The sequence below is a fragment of the Leifsonia sp. 10N434 genome (assembly GCF_056394405.1).
In genome coordinates, this window is sequence record NZ_JBFTHV010000001.1 from 107120 (window position 1) to 124391 (window position 17272).

A 17272-nucleotide genomic window follows, 5' to 3' on the forward strand; every position below is an offset into this window, starting at 1 on the left:
TTCCTGACAGTTCATGTATCAGGACACAGCGGCCGGTGATGTTCGTTGAGCGCTCATCGGTGTTCTCTGCTCGTAGTCATCCGACCCGAATCAAGAAGGGGTCAATAGCCGCCCAGGTCGCCTCGGGGTTCTCGAGGTGGGGCAGGTGCCCGGCAGCGGGCACCTCGGCGAATTCTGCACCCGGGATCGCTTCGCTTACGGCGCGTCCGTAGGCGGGGGCGACGACTCGGTCGCTTTCGCCGAACACAACGAGGGTCGGGACGTTGATCGTGCGGAGCCTTTCGAGCAGTGACGGGTCGCTCATCTCCCGTCCCGCGACGGCGGCCATGGTCTGGCCGTTCGCCTGCTGCATCGCCCGTTGCTGCTCGGTGAACCCGGCAGGGTCCAGGTAGCCGCGGTCGGGGTCGTGCCAGGCGATCTCCGCGAGTCCGCGGGCGTCGAGGGCGAAGAAATCCGCGATCGGTTCGCCCTCGACGACGACACCGACGCCGTCGATGTCGACCACGGCACGTATCACGCCCGTGTACTTGTCGTCCGCGGCAGCCTGCGCGGCCATCTCGAGCGCGATCCATCCGCCGATGGACGAGCCGACCAGGGTCACGTCGCGGCCGCCCTCGGCGAGGAGACGGTCGAGGTACGCGGCAGCGATGGCCGCGACAGAGTCGATGTCGTCTGGCCGAGACGTGCCGTTCCAGCCTGGGTGCGTCGGCGCGAGGGTGTGGAACGAGGGCGCGAGGTGGCCGACGATCGGAGCGATGGTTTGGGGGCCGCCGCCGCCGTGCAGGACAAGCGCGATGCGGGCATCGGGGTCACCGACCTGGAGGACTTCGAGGCTGTCGAGAATAGAAGGGGCCATGAGAATTCAACCTAACTAAACATGTTTATCTAACAATGTTGATACAGTAGCACCATGGCGATAAGTCTGGAAATGCTCGGGCAGACGATCAAGCGGGCGCAGTATCGTAACCACCGGACGATGGATGCGGCCCTGCGGGAGCTGGGGGTGACCCTCGTACAGTGGGACGCCCTGCGCGCGATCGAGCGGATGCCCGGCGCCTCCGGTCACGACCTCGCTGTTGCGACGTTCCAGAGCGACCAGGCGTTCGGGACTCTAGCGAATCGGCTCGACCAACGTGGGTTGATCGCGAGGACCGCCGGGCACGGGCGGCGCATCGAGCACACCCTTACGGACGAGGGCCGCCAGATACTCGTAGACGGGCACGCTATCGCAGGCAGCGTGCTTGCCGACCTCTTCAGCCCGCTCGCTGAAGAGGACCGTGCGACCCTCCTCCGACTGCTGCGAACTCTGACGACGGGCGACTGATGACCATCCGGTCGTGGGCCGACGGTGCACGAGGTGAAGGTGTTGGAAATGCGTCGGTAGTGTTGAGGCGTTCGACGAGGAGGACGGATGAAGCGCTGCAGTGAAGTCGCGCCCGGGGTGTTCGTCGCGACCAGTCGAAAGATGTTGACCACTTCGACCATGCTGGTCGGGCAGGGCGACGCCTTGCTCATCGATCCGGCGTGGCTACCCGACGAACTCGATGCGATCGCGGCGAGCATCCGCGAACGACAGCTCAACGTTGTCGGCGGCTTCGCCACCCACGCTCACTACGACCACCTACTCTGGCACCCGGGGTTCGGAGAGGCACCACGTTGGGCTTCGGCCACGACCGCACAACTCGCAGACCTCGAGCGACCAGCGCTGGTCAAGCAGCTCGGCGCGGGATTTCCCCGGCAGCTCGTCACTGTGATGGGAAGGGTTCGGGCGGTCGACGACCGCATCCCGGCAGCCTCCGTTCCTGACGGCTTCGAAGTCGAACTCATCGTCCACGATGCCCACGCCCCTGGCCACACCGCCCTTTGGCTGCCACGGCAGCGGGTGCTCATCGCCGGCGACATGCTCAGCGATGTGGAGCTACCACTGCCGTACCATCCGGACAACCTTCCGTTGTACGTCGATGCTCTGGATCTGCTCTCGCCGATCGTCGAACAAGCCAAGGTCGTTGTCCCCGGCCATGGCAACGTTGGAAACGACGCGCGGGCTCGCCTAGACGCAGACCGCCGCTACATCGATGAGCTGTCACGCCGAGGGACATCCGACGACGCCCGAGTAAGGAACTCCGGGATGGCTGAAGCCCATGAAAACATGCGGAGACTCCTTCAAGAGGCGGACACTGACCGCTAGCCGATCCCTCCGCTGCCTGGGTCGTGAGGACTTACCGTGTTCTGAATCGTGCCGGGCGGCTGTGTTCGAGTTCGCGTGCCATGAGCCCGTCGAGGAGTTCGGCGGTGACTAACCGTCCAACGGATGCCGCGAGCGTTATGGCTGAGTGCATAACCGCGACGTACAGGCCCGGGGTGCCGGGTACCGGTCCGATGATGGGCTCTCCATCTGCTGGCATGGGCCGCCATCCGATCTCGGCCGAGCGTGCCCGGACCTCGTCGTTGCTGTCCAGCATGGTGTTGATCCGTCGTTCTGCCTCGGTTGCGGTTTCTGTCAGGTCGCCTCGGGATCGCTCGCCCGAGTAGTCGACCGGCGCAAGAAGCTGACCGTTTGGAAGTTGGCGTACTTCTACGTCCGGGGACATCAGTACGTGTTGGACGAGTCCCGCGGGCGCGTCTAGACGGACCAGAACTGTCGGGGACGCATCCACGGGAAGATCGAACCCAACCCCGCGGCACAGCGCGACACTGCCGAGCCCGCAGGCGAGGACCACCACCGATGCGCTGATCACTTCCGATGCTGTCTGCACACCTCGCACGACGCCCTCGTCTTCGATGAGACCGACGACCACCTGCCCGAGCCGCACATCCGCACCGAGTTTCGCGGCTTCTTCAAGCATTAATTCGGTCGCCGCGACAGGTTCGATGCTGCCATCCTGCTCTCGGTACTGAACATCGCGAGCCGCAACCCGAAGAGATGGCTCAAGCTCCGACGTGTCATCGACCGTGTTCACGAGGCCCATTTCGTCGGGGTCCTCGTGACCCCACACCAGGGAACCTTGCCAGGAGATCGGGAAATCAGGAAGCGCCTGAGCGATACGGTGCCAGTCATCGATGGCGAGATAGCGAAGCGGAGCAGACGGAAGGCGGCTTGAGACCGGCCGACCAACCCACCCGAAAGATGACCCCGTGGCCCCGCTAGCTGGAAGGCCCTGATCAAGCACAACCACGTCCGCACCCCGCTCGGCAAGGTGATATGCGATCGACGAACCAGTAATACCGGCACCCACAACCACAACCCGCTCACCCGTGCCCGCCACAAGCCACCCATCTTCTCCGTCATGAGCCCTACCCGGCATCTTGATCAGTGTGACACTCCCCCGACTCGAGAAACGAACGACGACGCTCGGCGTCGGCACCTGAATCGGTACGCCGAGTGCTGCGCGACCACGCACACGACACCGAAGACCCATTGACCGTCGGCTATCGGGCGGTGCCCGATGCTCGCTGTTGTCAGGAGGACGTTTCATCCAGGGTTCCGAGCTTCCTTGTGCCGAATTCGCTGCGTGATGAATAGGGCGGCTCGGTCCACGGCTTCGTCGGCTTCGTCGATCACGCCGATGAAGGCGGGGAAGACGTGTGGTACGTCGGCGGTGATGTCGAGGATCACATCGACGTCGGCTTCGCGTGCGCGCTCCGCCAGGCGAACGGAGTCGTCGAGCAGGAGCTCGTTGGTGCCCACTTGGAGCATGATCGGGGGAAATCCTGTGAGGTCCGCGAGGACGGCAGGCGCGAGGAGGGGCTGGGCGGGGTCTTGACCGTTGAGGTAGAGATCTCCGGTGCGCCTCATCCCGTCCCCGGTGAAGAGCGGGTCGACACGTTCCTTCGTGGTCATTGATTCACCGGACCGGGTGTGGTCGAGACCGGGCGAGAAGCCGAGGATCCCGGCCGGCATCGGCAGCCCCGCGTCGCGTGCGGCGAGTGTCGTCGTGACGGCGAGCCCGCCCCCAGCTGAGTCTCCGGCGAAGACGATCGACTGTGCTGCGACGCCCTCGGCGAGGAGGGCGCGGTACGCAGCGAGGCAGTCGTCGATGGCGGCAGGGAACGGGTGCTCCGGAGCCAGTCGATAGTCGATCGAGATCGCCCGGACGCCTGTCCGCTCAACAAGGTGCGCTGTCAGCGCCATCGCCGTCTCGGGAGATCCAAGCGAGAACGAGCCGCCGTGGAAGTACAGGATCGTGCCGGGGAGTCCCTCGCCGACCGGATCCACCCGCACCGCCGGTCGACCGCCCACCTCCACCCGGGTGCGGGTGACGCCAGGCGGGACCGGAAACGTGCTCATGAAACGCGCGAACCCCTCCCGCATCTGCTTCACGGGCACTGGGCCGCTCACCTGCGGCGCTGACCGGAGGCGAGCGTCGAGCGCGCGCCGTTGTTCCCTGCTCATCGGTTCTCCCTCTCGACACCTGAACTACATGCCGCGGCATGTAGTTGTACACTACATGCCGTGGCAACCAAATCGACAACTGATGCGCTCGGCGCCTTCTTCGACGATCTCGTGCGTGCTGAGACGCGTCTCTATAACGCGCTGGGCGACAGCCTGAGTCGAGAGCACGGCCTCGCAACCTCCCAGGTCGAGTTCCTGCGCTACTTCCGGGACCATCCGGGGTCGCGCGTGGCCGATGTCGCGTTCAACTTCGCCGCCGGCATTGGCGCCATCAGCAAAGGCGTCGACCGCCTCGAGGCGCGGGGCCTTGTCATTCGGTACCCAAATCCCGCAGACGGACGCTCTTCTCTTGTGACCCTCACTCATGCAGGCAGCGAGGTCGTCGCGGACGCTGAGACCACCTTCCATAAGCGCCTGTCCGACCTCGTGTCCTCAACGCTCACGCCCGACCAGGTGGCCACCGTTGGGGCAGCGCTTGCAACTCTGCGCGCGGCGCTGGAACGGGACCGGATCGGAGTCCCCGTCGGGTAGCAAAACGAACCGATTTGGCTGGCGCGCGTCGCGTCGTGTTCGACGTTGTGGAGAGGGTTGATTTTCGTCGCTGACGCTCATAAATCGCCAGCTATCAACTCGAGCTGGCTTCGAGTCCCCATCCACGGCGTAGGTTGTCCAGCAGCATCGACAGCGCTTCATGGGGTGAGGGTTCGCGCGCGGCTAGGTCGGGGCATTCGAGGATGAACAGCGCAAGGGCGTGCAGGCTGGCCGCTGGGGCGGTCGGCTGACATGGGGCGAGCATCGACGCGACGTCGTCTTCACAGTCCGTCCATTTCGCTCGGACGTAGGACCGGAGCTGCGGGGTGGAGTAGATCAACTCGAGCACGTCCCTGGAGTGCTTGTCCTCGGTGTCGAATGGCAGCCGACTGTTCATGAACTCCTCGATCGCCCGGATCACGTCCGTCCCCGCGGCGCGATTCTCGACAGCATGCCTGAGGGCGGCAGACCGGTCTTCGTCTTGCTCGAAGACCAGTGCGACCTTGCCAGCGGGGAAGTACGTGAACAGTGTGGTCAGCGCCACGTTCGCTTCTTCGGCGATCTGAGCGACCGTGACGTCGTCGAACCCGTGTTCGAGGAACAGGCGCAATGCCGCCAGATGTAGTGACTGACGATTCTGAGCCTTCTTGCGCTCTCGGAGACCGGTTCCCGCTGCCATTGGCTTAGTGTATCTCAATCTGTATCGGACTCGGAAAAGTATTCATACCAATTCCGTAGTGACTGCAGAATGGTGATAGCGTCGACTATCGACGAATAAGGAGCACGCAATGGGCAAAACAGCAATCGCGAACGCGCGGGTTTTCGACGGGATCGACGTCGTCGACGCCACCACGGTGGTGATCGATGGAAGCCAGATCGCTTCAGTCGGAGGCGCAGTCCCCCCGGACGCCCGAGTCGTCGATGCAGCCGGTTCGTTCCTGCTCCCGGGTCTCATCGACTCCCACGTTCACACCTCGATGGAGGGCCTCGAGCTTGCCCTCACCTTCGGTGTGACAACAGAGCTGGAAATGCAGGGCGTGTTCACCAAGGGAATGCGAGCCGAGGTCACCGACAACGACCGGGTGGCGGATGTGCGATCGGCCGGCTTCGGGATCACGCCTCCTGGCGGGCATCCGAGTGAACTGATGGGCGATGGTGGCGCGGACGACGGGGAAGCCCCCTGGGAGGACGGCGACGAACACGCGGACTGGTCGGGTGTCGTGATGCCTTTCGCGTCGACACCGGCAGAAGCCGCTGCGTTCGTCCCTCAGCTCAAGGCGGCGGGCTCGGACTACATCAAGTTCATGATCGACGACGGCAGCGTCGAGGGAGCGCCGGGGCTGCCCATGCTCGACGACGCGACGATCAAGGCTGGTGTGGAAGCGGCACGGCGCGAAGGGCTTCTCACTGTTGCCCACACCCTCACCATCGACGCCACCGCATCGGCCGTTGCATCTGGGATCGACGGGCTCGTGCACCTCTTCATGGATAAGCCGCACACTCCGGACATCATCGACGCCGTCGCTCGATCGGGAGCGTTCGTGGTTCCGTGCGTCGTCCTGAATGCGTCGATGATGGGAATTCCCGCAACTGACCTGGCGGCCGACCCACGGATCCGGACGAAGCTGGACGATCAATGGATTGCCACGCTCGAGAGTAGCTACGACCGGTTCCCGAGCGGCGACCTGGAAGCGGTTCTCGCGTCCGTCCAGGCACTTCGAGAGGCGGGGGTGGACATCCTCGTCGGCACCGACGTGTCGTTCCCGCTTCCGACTCTCGGCGGGATGGCACACGGTGCCAGCGTCCACCACGAGCTCCAGTTCCTTGTCCGAGCCGGCCTCACGCCGATCGAAGCGCTCCGCGCCGCCACGTCCGTTCCGGCCCGCCGATTCGGCCTCACCGACCGCGGGCGGATCGCAGAGGGCCTCCGCGCGGATCTCGTCCTCGTTGACGGGGATCCCACCGTTTCCATCTCCAGCACGCTCGACATCCAACAGGTCTGGCGTCGCGGAACCGAACTCTTCGCGCAGTAGACCGCCCCGCGACGCAAGGCGAAGAGCGTGGCGTTGTCTGGCCGGACTCGGGGTGTGCCGTGTGGCCGCTGCGACGCGTGGTGGCTCGGTGGCACATCATGCGATCGCTCTTTGACGGATGCGTCCGTGGGTGATGAATACGCGCGAGAGGCCGATAAGGTCTGGACCCATGAGCGCCCCCTGTCCGCCGATGGTCACTGATTTTGCGACGGCGTGAGGTCGCTGCCTACGTTCAACCCTGACGGGAGAGGCCGGTTCGTCGAGCACGCCTGGCGTCGCCCCCCCCGCCCGCCGGTTTGGGATCACCAACAGATGCCTTGTGCTTTCGTGTCGGTGGTGCGGATTACGGTCAAGCCGTGGCAACTCTCAACGACCTGCGCCGGACTGCCGCTGCGTTGCCCGGTAGCGAGGAGCGAGCGACGACGGGCGGTGCTGCATGGTTCGTTCGCGGCAAGCTGTATGCATGGGAGTGCCATCCCTGGCCGAGCGTCCCCGCTGACATGCGCGAGATAGTCGCGGCCGAGCTCGTCGTCGGGGTGAAAGTCGCCGACCAAATGGACGCGCTCGCTCTTGTCGAAATGGCGCCCGACGTGTTCCTGCGCACCACGACCCCCTGGGGTCAGCCGAAGGTCGCCTTCCGGATGGCCGCCATCGACGAAGACCATCTTGCCGAGCTCGTGACGGAGGCGTGGCGTGTACAGGCACCGAAGTATCTGCGGCGAGAGTTGAACGACCTCGGCCGTTAGACGATCGGTCAGACAAGGATCGCTCAGCGGGCGGACAGTGCCATCGTGGAATGGACGGATCGCTGACAAACTGACCCAGCGCCGAGTCTGGACGGGACCGACGGCCCTGCTGAACGCGTCGGGTCGCGACGGCAGAGCCGTCGAGCGGGGTCCAGACCCGACACCTGGACTGTACCCTTGCGGCCGACAATGCGGGAGTAGGTTGGGCGTACTAGCCGGAAGGCGCGCCCAGGTCGGATCGGGAACGTCTGGGATTCTGCCTGGTTAGTGGCAGTGGCCCAGCTTGGATATTCGATCCCTGGGCCACTGTGTTTGGTCAGTCGCCGCCAGCGGCCTCAAAGCAGTCGCATTTCCAACACCACCCGCGGTCAAATAGCGGTCCCATCAGAATTCTCTAGTGGTCCAGGCCGGTGGAGAGGTCGAGGTGTGCTTTCGCCTGGTCGATGAGGGTCTTGCCCTTTTGCGTGATGGCTTCGACGGCGTCTGCGCCGGCTGCCCAACGTGCCGGTGCCGGGTCCAGCTCGACGACCTTGACAAGGTTCGCGGCGAGCTTAGCGGGGTCGCCGCTCTGCTGGCCGTTCATCGATTTCCACTCGGCGACGGTCTTTGAGGTCTCCACCGCGTAGTCATCGATCGACAGGTCAGGCCAGATGGTGGAGGATCCCTCGACCAGGAGTTCGGTGCGGAAGAATCCCGGTTCGACGGCGGTGACGTGGATGCCGAACTGCTCGACCTCTTCGCGTAGCGACTCGGTCCAGCCTTCCAAAGCGAACTTCGACGCCCCATACGCGCTGCCGAAACCACCGGAGACGATGCCCGCCGTTGAGGTGATGGTGATGATGTGACCCGAACGCTGGGCGCGCATCATGGGCAGCACGGCGCGGGTCACGTTCAGGGGGCCGAAGAAGTTGGTCTCGATCTGCGCGCGGAACTGCTCCGGGCTGACCTCTTCGAAGAATCCGGGCTGGAAGTTTCCGGCGTTGTTCACGAGGACATCGATTCGGCCGAAACGATCCATTGCGGCCCGTACCGCGGCGTCAACAGAAGCGGTGTCGGTAATGTCGAGCGGCACGGTCAGCAGGTTCTCGTCCTCCCCGACGGCCGCTGCTGCTTTCGCCGCGTCGCGTGCTGTCGCCACGACTTCGCAGCCAGCGGCCAGCGCGGCTCGAGCAATGTCGACCCCCATCCCGCGACCGGCGCCGGTGATGAACCATACGTTGTTCTCAGTCATGCGGAGACTCCCTCAGAGTGTTCTATGTGGATGACCAAACGGCTGTCGCCGTTGGTGCAGCATCAATTCGTGGACCGAGCATCCCAATCAGTCGTACTTCCTTCCGCTCCGGCGGGGAAGCGACGATGCCCGTACGGTCGGCGGCCCAAGAAGCCAGCAAGCGAAGGTTCTCAGCGGAGGTAGAGGCGGGTTCTGCGGTGTAGATGAGGAGGATGTGTCCGGGTTCGGCGGTGATGGCGAGTTCTTCGTAGGCGAGGGTGAGGTCCCCGACGATCGGGTGGTGGAAGCGTTTCGTGCCCGCCCCGTGGGTACGCACGTTGTGGGCTCCCCAGAGCTGTCGAAAGGTCGCGCTGCGGGTGGAGAGTTCGCCGACGAGGTCTTGGATGGCCCGGTTGTGCGGATCCCGTCCTGCCTCGGCTCGCATGACGGCGACACACATCTCGGCGAAGAGTTCCCAGTCGGGGTAGAACTCGTGGGAGGCGGGGTCGAGGAACTGGAACCGGGCGAGGTTGGGGGTGCGTCCGCCGTCGCCGATGACCGGCGAGTAGAAGGCGCGGCCGAGATCGTTGAACGCGATCACGTCCGACTGGGCGTTGCGGACGATTGCGATGCCGTCGGTGATCGCGCCGAGCGCCCAGTGCAGCGACGGTCGGGTCGCCGGGTTACGGGCGGTGCGGCGGCGGCCCCGGCCGGAGGCGGGGATACCGTCTGCTGCCCGGGCGAGGTCGAGCAGATGGGCGCGTTCGGTGTCGTCGAATTGGAGGGCTTGGGAGACCGCGTCGAGGACAGAGGCGGAGGCGCCGGCGATGGCACCTCGTTCGAGCTTGGCGTAATACTCGACGCTGACGCCGGCGAGCATGGCGACCTCGGAACGACGCAACCCGCTCACCCGCCGGTTTGGGCCGGCGGGGATGCCGGCGAGCTCGGGGGTGAGCCTGGCGCGTCGCGACATCAAGAACTCACGGACCTCGGCTCGGTTATCCATGCAAACGAGGCTACGTCCGTCAGCGCGACTGAGGGGTTCCCTGTCGGTACACCTCTCGTCAGAGACTCCCCCGGCTCCGCGAAGCGCGCTTTGGTTGTCATGTGACAGTTTCACTTGCTCCCTCTGATGACCGGTCTCGGGCCGGCCGCTGGTTGTCGACCCTCCTGCTCGTGTTGACCGTGTTCGGCCCGATCTCGATGGACCTCTACCTCCCCGCGCTTCCCGCGCTCACGTCAGAGCTCGGCGCTGCGACCTCGCTGGCGCAGCTGACGGTGACCGCATGCCTGATCGGCCTCGCCGGCGGCCAACTGATCGCCGGGCCGCTCTCCGACCGATTCGGCCGCCGCTTACCCCTGCTGGTCGGGGTCACCGCGTACGTGGTCGTGTCGGCGTTGTGTGCCGCCAGCCCCACGGTCGAGATACTGATCGTGGCCCGCCTGGTGCAGGGGCTGGCCGGCGGTGTCGGCATTGTGATCGCGCAGGCCGCCGGGCGCGACGTCTATGAGGGCGGGCGACTGATCCGGTTCTACGGTCGGCTCACGGTGATCGGCGGCCTCGCCGCGATCGTCGGCCCCCTGCTCGGCGGTGCGCTCACCGCCTTGATGGATTGGCGTGGTCTGTTCCTCGTCCTGGCCGTGATCGGCGCCGCCATCCTCGCCTGGGCCGCGTTCGGCTTCCCGGAGACACTGCCAGCAGGGGAGCGCACGACCGGCGGTTTCACCCGCGTCGGACAGGACATGCGCTTCCTGTTCCGCGACCGTCGGTTCGTCGGCGCCGTATTGGCGCAGGGCTTCGTCTACGCGGCCCTGTTCGCCTACCTGAGCGGGGCCACCTATGTGCTGCAAGGTGTGTACGGGCTGACACCGCAGCAGTACGCGCTGGCGTTCGGACTGAACTCCGCCGGATTCATGGTCTTCGGCTACCTCGCCGGGCGTAGCAGCGAACGATGGAGTGTCATCGGCACCCTCGTCATCGGCCTCATCCTGGCCGGCGTCGGCGCCGCCGGGCTGCTGGCCGCCGGACTCGCACACCTGCCGCTGATCATCGTGATCGTGTCGTTGCTGCTGCTGGTCAGCGGAACCGCGATCACAAGCCCTCCCTCGACCACGCTGGCATTGTCCGACTACCCGCACATCGCCGGCACCGCCTCCTCGCTCCTCGGAGCAGCCCGGTTCGCGTTCGGCGGGATCGCCGCCCCGCTCGTCGGTGTCGCCGGAGCCTTCAGCATCCTGCCTCTCGGCATCGTCACCACGACGTCCATCGGCCTGGCCGCTATCGCCGGAATCATCTTCCTCACCCGCCGAACCACCACGACCGACGCCGATTCGTCCCCCACCCCGACAACGGAAGGAACACCCACATGCGTGGAGTAGTCATGTACGCCCCCGGAGACATCCGGGTCGAGCGACGCGAAGACCCCGTCATCGAGAAGCCCACCGACGCGATCATCCGGGTGTCGGCTGCCTGCATCTGCGGCTCCGACCTCTGGCCCTACCGCGGGATCGAGCCGGTGAACGGCCCGACGCCGATGGGCCACGAGTACGTCGGCGTCGTCGAACAGGTCGGCGACGACGTGAAGGACATCAGGGTCGGAGACTTCGTCGTCGGCTCGTTCTTCGCCTCCGACAACACCTGCGAGATCTGCCAAGCGGGCTACCAGTCGCGCTGCATCCACGCGATCGGGATGGGGTCGTTCGGCACCCAGGCGGAGCGGTTGCGTGTCCCGCTCGCCGACGGCACCCTCGTCGCAACACCGCGGCAGCCGAAACCCGAGGAAATTCCGGGACTGCTAGCTGCCTCCGACGTTCTCGGAACGGGATGGTTCGCCGCGGTGGCAGCCGAAGCCGGACCAGGCAAGACTGTCACCGTCGTCGGCGACGGCGCGGTCGGGCTGCTCGGCATCCTCGCCGCGAGGCGCCTCGGCGCCGAGCGCATCATCGCGATGAGCCGCCATTCCGATCGTCAGGCTCTCGCCCGCCGCTTCGGCGCGACCGACATCGTCGACCAGCGCGGCGACGCCGGCGTCGAGAGCATCAAGGAGCTCACCGGCGGGCTCGGCGCCCACTCCACGATCGAAGCCGTCGGCACCCAGGAATCGATGATGCAGGCCATCCGCGCCACCCGCCCCGGCGGTCACGTCGGTTACGTCGGGGTCTCGCACGACGTCGAACTGCCCGGTCTCGAGCTGTTCTTCTCCGGCGTGCACCTGCATGGCGGACCCGCACCCGTGCGCCGGTTCCTTCCCGAGCTGATCGGGCTCATCATGGATGGCGTGATCGACCCTGGCGCCGTGTTCGACCTCACACTTCCCCTCGATGACGCCGCCGAGGGATACAAAGCCATGGACGAACGCCGGGCCACGAAGGTACTTCTGCAGACGGAGACAGCATGAACATCGAACCGCGCATCCCCACCAGCAAGAACCCGCCGGAGCAGTTCGCCGGCGACGTCTGGCTCGACCCCATCTCCGTCCCGCACGACGCGGATCAGCGGATGGTCGTCGCAACCGTGCGATTCGCGCCCGGCGCCCGCACGGCCTGGCACAGCCACGCCCGCGGCCAGTATCTGCGCGTCACCCAGGGCGTGGCGCGATTCGGCGACCGCGATGGCAACATCATCGAGGTCCGTGCCGGCGAGACCCTCTACACGCCGCCCGGCCAGGACCACTGGCACGCGGCGGCACCGGGCTGCTTCATGGAGCACATCGCCATGCTCGAGAACGCCGACGACCCCACCGCGACCACCGTGTGGAAAGAACACATCACCGACGACGAGTACAACGGGAGGACAGCATGAGCGACGAGCAGAAAGGATGGACGGGCGGGCGCCGCGCGTTCGGCGACTTCGCCCCCGGGCTCGTTCACTACACCGACGAGGTGCTCTTCGACGAGGTGTGGGAGCGGCCCGAGCTGTCAAAACGCGACCGCAGCCTCATCACCGTGACCGCCCTGGTCGCCGGCGGCAACGTCGATCAACTCCGCTTCCACCTGCCCTTCGCCCGCGACAACGGCGTGACCGAGCAGGAGCTGATCGAGGCGATCACCCACCTCGCCTTCTACACCGGCTGGCCCAAGGCGATGTCCGCCATGACCGTCGCCAAGGAGGTGTTCGGCCACAGGGATGATGACGCTGAAAACGCGTGAAGCGGCTCCGGCAGGATGTCGTTTCCCTGCCGGAGCCGCCGTCTGGTCAGCCGATCACTGATCGTCGTGGTCGATTGACCCTGGCGCGATCCCCGGCACGTCGTCCGGGCCGTAGATCTTCGCGTCGCCGGGGTACGGGGAGACCCAGTGTGGGCTACGCCGTGCCAACGCGCGCGGCGGTCCGACGATACGAGCGCAAACCAGCGATGACGTGGCCCACCACCGCCTGGAGTTCCGCGTCAGCCGGCAGGCCGAGGCGGAACTCCAGCCGCGGTGGATGGGGCCGCAGAACGGGTCGACGGCGGCGCTCACGTCCGTGTCGTCTGGATCGGCGCCTGACGTCGACTGACACGCGCTGTCGCGCGTCCTGCCGGTTCATCCGGATCCGAGGGCTCGCTCAGCGGTCTGCGCTGGTGGCCGCGCTCAAACGCCCTTGCCATCGAGACGATCGTCGTCCGCCTTCTCCGCGCTGTCCTTCACGTGCGCTTTCACGTCGGCGACCGTGTCCTTGACATCGCCCTTTGCCTGCTCCGCTTTGCCTTTGATCACGCGCGACTCGTCGTTGGTGACCTTGCCGATGACTTCGTCTACCTTGCCCTTCACCTTGTCCCCGGCCGCGTCGAACTTGTCCTCGATACCCATGACATCCTCCTTTGCCGGTGCTCATGCATCCGTGCTTTCCGCGACACGGTACGCGGGTCTGGTGCGGACGTTAACCGGTCGCCCAGGCGGAGGGGTGGGGGGATGAGGCCGATCGATCGATTGCGCACGCTCAGACCGAATCGGGTGGCCGGCACGAGGAAATGGGACGTCGCGGCTGCCGTCTGCTCTGCGCGCTTCACGCGCGCGCGGTGCACGGTTTCGTACGCTGCGAACGCGGCCCACCGTCTGAACCACCGTCGACCTGAGGCGTCCTGCACGGTGCTCGCGCCGATCGTCGGTCCTCTCAGCGCCTCACTCCGACGGCGCCCCGGCGTCCCCTTCGTGCTCCGGGTCGGGCTGGAACCGGTAGCCCATTCCGGGCTCGGTGAGGATGAACTGCGGGCGGCTCGGGTCGGGCTCGAGTTTCTTCCGCAGTTGCGCGATGTAGAGGCGCAGGTAGCCTGAATCGCCGACGTGCTGTGGGCCACGGATATCGGTGAGGATGGTCCGCTGGGTGATCAGCTTGCGCGGGTTGCGGAGCAGCAGCGTGAGTATCTGCCACTCCGTGGGCGTGAGTCGCACCGGATGCTCGCCGGCATCTGTGCGGATGAGGACGATCTTGTTGCCGAGATCGACGGACACGTCGGCGAATCGCACGACCGGGATGTCCACCGCGCCGGCCGCACGACGGGTGAGGGCCCGGATGCGAGCGAGAAGCTCGTCCGCGGAGAACGGCTTTGCGACGTAGTCGTCGGCGCCGGCATCCAGCGCCCCGACCTTGTCCGCCGAGTCGGTGCGGCCGGAGACGACCAGGATGGGCACCGTGTTCCAGCCACGGATGGCTTCGATGACCTCGATGCCGCTCAGCCGTGGCATGCCGAGGTCGAGGACGACCAGGTCGGGATGCTCATTGACGATGAGGTCGAGCGCTTCTTTGCCGTTGCGGGCGAGGGAGACGCTGTAGCCGTGTGCGCTCAGCATGATCCGCAATGCGCCCAGCATCTGTGGATCATCGTCGGCGACGACGAGCTTCATCTCACACGTCCCGTGCAGCGGCGTCCGAGGAATCCTCCGGTTGACCGCTGGGATCGATCGGGAGGGCGAGCACCATCGTGAGGCCGCCGGCGGGGGTGTCCTCCGCGGCGAGCGTTCCGCCCATCCCCTCGACGAACCCCTTCGTCAGCGCAAGCCCCAGGCCGATGCCGGCAGTGTTGTCGGTGTCACCCATCCTCTGGAACGGATGGAAGATCTCTTCCTTGCGGTCGTCGGGGACCCCGGGGCCGTGGTCGGACACGCGGAGTTCGACGTGTCCGCTGAACGTGCTGGCGCTCACCCGCGGCGGGCGCCCGGGCGGGGAGTATCGCAGTGCATTGCTGAGGAGGTTGACGATCGCTCGTCGCAGCAGCACCGGGTCGGCCGTGACGGGCGGAAGCGTGTCGGAGACGTCGACGATGACCTCGCCGGGTTTCACGGACAGCTCGTCGAGGACCGGCGGGATCAGATCCTCCAGATCCACCGGCTGCGGCGAGACGGCGAGGACGCCGGCCTGCACGCGGCTCACGTCCAGAAGGTTGGTCAGGAGGTCGGCGAGATTACGGAGGCTGACCTCGGCGGTATCCAGAAGTTCCGTCTTGTCTTTGGCGGAGAGCCGGCTCCCTGCGGAGCGGAGGCTCGTCACGGCGGCGGTCGCGGCCGCCAGAGGGCGCCGCAGGTCGTGGCCGACGGCGGCCAGCAGTGCGGTGCGGACCCTGTCCGTCGCCTCCAGAGGGCCCACCTCCTGCGCCGCGGTGCTCAGGTCGGCGTGTTCGAGCGCGGCCTCGAGCTGGATGACGATGACCGAGAGCAACCGACGGTCCGCTGCCTGCAGATCGTCACCGAAGAGCTCCAGGGTCCCCCGCGATCCGACGGGGATGCGTGTCGGCACGGCGTCGGGTCGCGGTTCGCCGTCGACACTCTCGACTTTGCCGTCGTCGGCGGTGAAGCGGACCGCTTGCAGCCCGAATGCCTCCCGGGTCCGCGACACCAGGGATTGCACGGCGTCTCCCCCGCGGATGACACTGCCGGCGATGGTCACCAGAAGCTCGGACTCGGCTGCCGCCCGTGCGGCGCTGCGCGTTCGGCGCGCGGACTGGTCCACGACCACGCTGACCAGCACCGCGATGACGATGTACAGGCCGAGCGCGATCAGATGCGTCGGTCGGCCGATGGTGAGGGTGTTGTACGGGCTGACGAAGACGAAGTCGAGGGTGAGCCCGGAGAGCACAGCGGCGAACAACGCCGGCCAGATCCCGCCCACCAGGGCCACCACGACGACCAGCAACTGGTAGCTGAGGGCTTCGGCGGTGAGGGAGTCGCTGCTGCGGATCTGGGTCAGCAGCAGCGTGAGGACGGGCCCGGCGATCAGGGCGAGCGCGAAACCGTAGACCCGGCGTCGCACGCTCAGGGCGCCGGTGCGTCGGAACTTGGGGAGGTTCCGGCCGCCGGCGGACGCGTGCGAGACGATGTGCACGTCGATGTCGCCGGACGCGCGGATGACCGTGGCGCCGACCCCCGACCCGGTGAGGAACGCGGTGAGCCTGCTGCGGCGGGAGACGCCGATGACCAGCTGGGTCGCATTGCTGGCCCGGGCGAAAGCGACCAGCGCCTCGGGGATGTCGGTGCCGATCACCTGGTGATAGCTGCCGCCGAGTTCCTCGACCAGCTTGCGCTGAGCGGCCAGCGACGCAGGGTCGGCCTCGCGGAGCCCGTCCTGGCTCGCGACGTGCACGGCGAGCAGCTCGCCGCTGCCGGAACGTGCGGCCACCCGCGCACCGCGGCGAAGCAGCGTCTCTCCTTCCGGGCCGCCGGTCAATGCGACGACCACGCGCTCGCGCGCCTCCCATTTCTCCTCGATGCCGTGTTCGGCACGGTATCGCTGCAGGGAGCTGTCGACCTCGTCGGCCAGCCACACCAGCGTGAGTTCGCGAAGCGCGGTGAGGTTGCCGAGGCGGAAGTAATTCGAGAGAGCGGCGTCGATCCGGGTGGCCGGGTAGACCTGCCCGTCGGCCAGGCGATCGCGGAGCGATTGGGGGGTGAGGTCGACGACCTCGATCTGGTCGGCGCTTCGCACGATGGAGTCCGGGATGGTCTCCCGCTGCGGGACGCCGGTGATCTGTTCGACCACGTCGTTGAGCGACTCGATGTGCTGGACATTGACGGTCGAGATCACATCGATGCCCGCCGCGAGGATCGCCTCCACGTCCTGCCATCGCTTCGCATTGGCGGCGCCCGGTGCGTTGGTGTGGGCGAGTTCGTCGACCAGGGCGATCTGCGCATGGCGTGCGATGACAGCGTCGAGGTCCATCTCCGTCAAAGTGATGCCGCGGTGCTCGACCGTTCTGCGCGGGACGAGTTCGAGGCCGTCCAGGAGGGCGGCGGTGGCCTCGCGATCGTGGCTCTCCACGACCCCGATGACCACGTCCTTGCCGAGATCATGCAGGCGATGCCCCTCTTCGAGCATCATGTAGGTCTTGCCGACCCCGGGTGCTGCGCCAAGCAGCACCCGGAGCCGGCCTCGAACTGCCATCCT

The 17272-nt window shown here is 66.3% G+C and carries 18 protein-coding genes; 9 read left to right on the forward strand and 9 right to left on the reverse strand.

Features of this window, described 5'->3' with window-relative positions:
- Positions 1-76 precede the first annotated feature (76 nt).
- Positions 77-856 (reverse strand): alpha/beta fold hydrolase, encoded by a 780-nt coding sequence (locus AC1DB1_RS00485; protein WP_477199383.1) that lies wholly within the window; start codon positions 854-856, stop codon positions 77-79.
- Between the two features lie 54 nt (positions 857-910).
- Here AC1DB1_RS00485 and AC1DB1_RS00490 point away from each other — a divergent pair, with 54 nt between their 5' ends.
- Positions 911-1324 carry a MarR family winged helix-turn-helix transcriptional regulator gene (locus tag AC1DB1_RS00490; protein WP_477199384.1) on the forward strand — a complete coding sequence of 138 codons (414 nt, stop codon included), beginning with the start codon at positions 911-913 and terminating at the stop codon, positions 1322-1324.
- A gap of 87 nt (positions 1325-1411) precedes the next feature.
- The gene (locus AC1DB1_RS00495) at positions 1412-2188 is read left to right on the forward strand and encodes an MBL fold metallo-hydrolase (RefSeq protein WP_477199385.1); all 777 of its coding nucleotides are present in this window, start codon (positions 1412-1414) and stop codon (positions 2186-2188) included.
- 31 nt (positions 2189-2219) lie between these two features.
- On the opposite strand, the gene AC1DB1_RS00500 is transcribed toward AC1DB1_RS00495, so the two are convergent.
- The gene (locus AC1DB1_RS00500) at positions 2220-3266 is read right to left on the reverse strand and encodes an NAD(P)/FAD-dependent oxidoreductase (protein WP_477199386.1); all 1047 of its coding nucleotides are present in this window, start codon (positions 3264-3266) and stop codon (positions 2220-2222) included.
- Between the two features lie 206 nt (positions 3267-3472).
- Complete coding sequence (locus AC1DB1_RS00505) at positions 3473-4288, reverse strand: alpha/beta hydrolase (RefSeq protein ID WP_477199387.1); 816 nt, start codon at positions 4286-4288, stop codon at positions 3473-3475.
- Between the two features lie 165 nt (positions 4289-4453).
- Between AC1DB1_RS00505 and AC1DB1_RS00510 the strand changes: the two genes are divergently transcribed.
- Positions 4454-4924 (forward strand): MarR family winged helix-turn-helix transcriptional regulator, encoded by a 471-nt coding sequence (locus tag AC1DB1_RS00510; protein WP_477199388.1) that lies wholly within the window; start codon positions 4454-4456, stop codon positions 4922-4924.
- Positions 4925-5018: 94 nt separating this feature from the next.
- Here AC1DB1_RS00510 and AC1DB1_RS00515 read toward each other — a convergent pair whose 3' ends face one another.
- Positions 5019-5603, reverse strand: coding sequence for a TetR/AcrR family transcriptional regulator (locus AC1DB1_RS00515; protein WP_477199389.1), 585 nt, complete (start codon positions 5601-5603; stop codon positions 5019-5021).
- A gap of 109 nt (positions 5604-5712) precedes the next feature.
- Here AC1DB1_RS00515 and AC1DB1_RS00520 point away from each other — a divergent pair, with 109 nt between their 5' ends.
- Positions 5713-6957, forward strand: coding sequence for an amidohydrolase family protein (locus AC1DB1_RS00520; RefSeq protein ID WP_477199390.1), 1245 nt, complete (start codon positions 5713-5715; stop codon positions 6955-6957).
- 356 nt (positions 6958-7313) lie between these two features.
- On the forward strand, positions 7314-7703 hold the full coding sequence (locus tag AC1DB1_RS00525; protein WP_477199391.1) for an MmcQ/YjbR family DNA-binding protein: 390 nt from the start codon (positions 7314-7316) through the stop codon (positions 7701-7703).
- Positions 7704-8097: 394 nt separating this feature from the next.
- On the opposite strand, the gene AC1DB1_RS00530 is transcribed toward AC1DB1_RS00525, so the two are convergent.
- Both AC1DB1_RS00530 and AC1DB1_RS00535 read right to left on the reverse strand, forming a co-directional pair.
- The gene (locus AC1DB1_RS00530; RefSeq protein ID WP_477199392.1) at positions 8098-8934 is read right to left on the reverse strand and encodes an SDR family oxidoreductase; all 837 of its coding nucleotides are present in this window, start codon (positions 8932-8934) and stop codon (positions 8098-8100) included.
- A gap of 22 nt (positions 8935-8956) precedes the next feature.
- Complete coding sequence (locus tag AC1DB1_RS00535) at positions 8957-9919, reverse strand: helix-turn-helix transcriptional regulator (RefSeq protein WP_477199393.1); 963 nt, start codon at positions 9917-9919, stop codon at positions 8957-8959.
- A gap of 101 nt (positions 9920-10020) precedes the next feature.
- Between AC1DB1_RS00535 and AC1DB1_RS00540 the strand changes: the two genes are divergently transcribed.
- The 4 genes from AC1DB1_RS00540 to AC1DB1_RS00555 are packed head-to-tail and all read left to right on the forward strand — an operon-like array spanning position 10021 to position 13062.
- The gene (locus AC1DB1_RS00540; RefSeq protein ID WP_477199394.1) at positions 10021-11292 is read left to right on the forward strand and encodes a multidrug effflux MFS transporter; all 1272 of its coding nucleotides are present in this window, start codon (positions 10021-10023) and stop codon (positions 11290-11292) included.
- Entirely contained in the window at positions 11280-12311 is a 1032-nt protein-coding gene (locus tag AC1DB1_RS00545; protein ID WP_477199395.1) for a zinc-dependent alcohol dehydrogenase family protein, read from the forward strand. Before AC1DB1_RS00540 ends, AC1DB1_RS00545 begins: the two co-directional genes overlap by 13 nt.
- Positions 12308-12715: a (R)-mandelonitrile lyase gene (locus AC1DB1_RS00550; RefSeq protein ID WP_477199396.1), complete on the forward strand. Its 408-nt coding sequence runs from the start codon at positions 12308-12310 to the stop codon at positions 12713-12715. Before AC1DB1_RS00545 ends, AC1DB1_RS00550 begins: the two co-directional genes overlap by 4 nt.
- On the forward strand, positions 12712-13062 hold the full coding sequence (locus tag AC1DB1_RS00555) for a carboxymuconolactone decarboxylase family protein (protein WP_477199397.1): 351 nt from the start codon (positions 12712-12714) through the stop codon (positions 13060-13062). The genes AC1DB1_RS00550 and AC1DB1_RS00555 overlap by 4 nt, the downstream gene beginning before the upstream one ends.
- A 423-nt stretch (positions 13063-13485) precedes the next feature.
- Here AC1DB1_RS00555 and AC1DB1_RS00560 read toward each other — a convergent pair whose 3' ends face one another.
- From AC1DB1_RS00560 to AC1DB1_RS00570, 3 genes are all read right to left on the reverse strand, one after another.
- The gene (locus AC1DB1_RS00560; protein ID WP_271177246.1) at positions 13486-13704 is read right to left on the reverse strand and encodes a CsbD family protein; all 219 of its coding nucleotides are present in this window, start codon (positions 13702-13704) and stop codon (positions 13486-13488) included.
- A 312-nt stretch (positions 13705-14016) separates the two neighbouring features.
- The gene (locus AC1DB1_RS00565) at positions 14017-14739 is read right to left on the reverse strand and encodes a response regulator (RefSeq protein WP_477199398.1); all 723 of its coding nucleotides are present in this window, start codon (positions 14737-14739) and stop codon (positions 14017-14019) included.
- A gap of 1 nt (position 14740) precedes the next feature.
- A complete protein-coding gene (locus tag AC1DB1_RS00570) occupies positions 14741-17269 on the reverse strand; it encodes a DUF4118 domain-containing protein (protein ID WP_477199399.1) in 2529 nt (842 codons plus the stop codon).
- Positions 17270-17272 lie beyond the last annotated feature (3 nt).

Bases quoted from the DNA above. Each gene is read 5' to 3' on its own strand.
- AC1DB1_RS00485 (WP_477199383.1), bottom strand. From the start codon at position 856: ATGGCCCCTTCTATTCTCGACAGCCTCGAAGTCCTCCAGGTCGGTGAC.
- AC1DB1_RS00490 (WP_477199384.1), top strand. From the start codon at position 911: ATGGCGATAAGTCTGGAAATGCTCGGGCAGACGATCAAGCGGGCGCAG.
- AC1DB1_RS00495 (WP_477199385.1), top strand. From the start codon at position 1,412: ATGAAGCGCTGCAGTGAAGTCGCGCCCGGGGTGTTCGTCGCGACCAGT.
- AC1DB1_RS00505 (WP_477199387.1), bottom strand. From the start codon at position 4,288: ATGAGCACGTTTCCGGTCCCGCCTGGCGTCACCCGCACCCGGGTGGAG.
- AC1DB1_RS00515 (WP_477199389.1), bottom strand. From the start codon at position 5,603: ATGGCAGCGGGAACCGGTCTCCGAGAGCGCAAGAAGGCTCAGAATCGT.
- AC1DB1_RS00520 (WP_477199390.1), top strand. From the start codon at position 5,713: ATGGGCAAAACAGCAATCGCGAACGCGCGGGTTTTCGACGGGATCGAC.
- AC1DB1_RS00530 (WP_477199392.1), bottom strand. From the start codon at position 8,934: ATGACTGAGAACAACGTATGGTTCATCACCGGCGCCGGTCGCGGGATG.
- AC1DB1_RS00535 (WP_477199393.1), bottom strand. From the start codon at position 9,919: ATGGATAACCGAGCCGAGGTCCGTGAGTTCTTGATGTCGCGACGCGCC.
- AC1DB1_RS00545 (WP_477199395.1), top strand. From the start codon at position 11,280: ATGCGTGGAGTAGTCATGTACGCCCCCGGAGACATCCGGGTCGAGCGA.
- AC1DB1_RS00550 (WP_477199396.1), top strand. From the start codon at position 12,308: ATGAACATCGAACCGCGCATCCCCACCAGCAAGAACCCGCCGGAGCAG.
- AC1DB1_RS00555 (WP_477199397.1), top strand. From the start codon at position 12,712: ATGAGCGACGAGCAGAAAGGATGGACGGGCGGGCGCCGCGCGTTCGGC.
- AC1DB1_RS00560 (WP_271177246.1), bottom strand. From the start codon at position 13,704: ATGGGTATCGAGGACAAGTTCGACGCGGCCGGGGACAAGGTGAAGGGC.
- AC1DB1_RS00565 (WP_477199398.1), bottom strand. From the start codon at position 14,739: ATGAAGCTCGTCGTCGCCGACGATGATCCACAGATGCTGGGCGCATTG.
- AC1DB1_RS00570 (WP_477199399.1), bottom strand. From the start codon at position 17,269: ATGGCAGTTCGAGGCCGGCTCCGGGTGCTGCTTGGCGCAGCACCCGGG.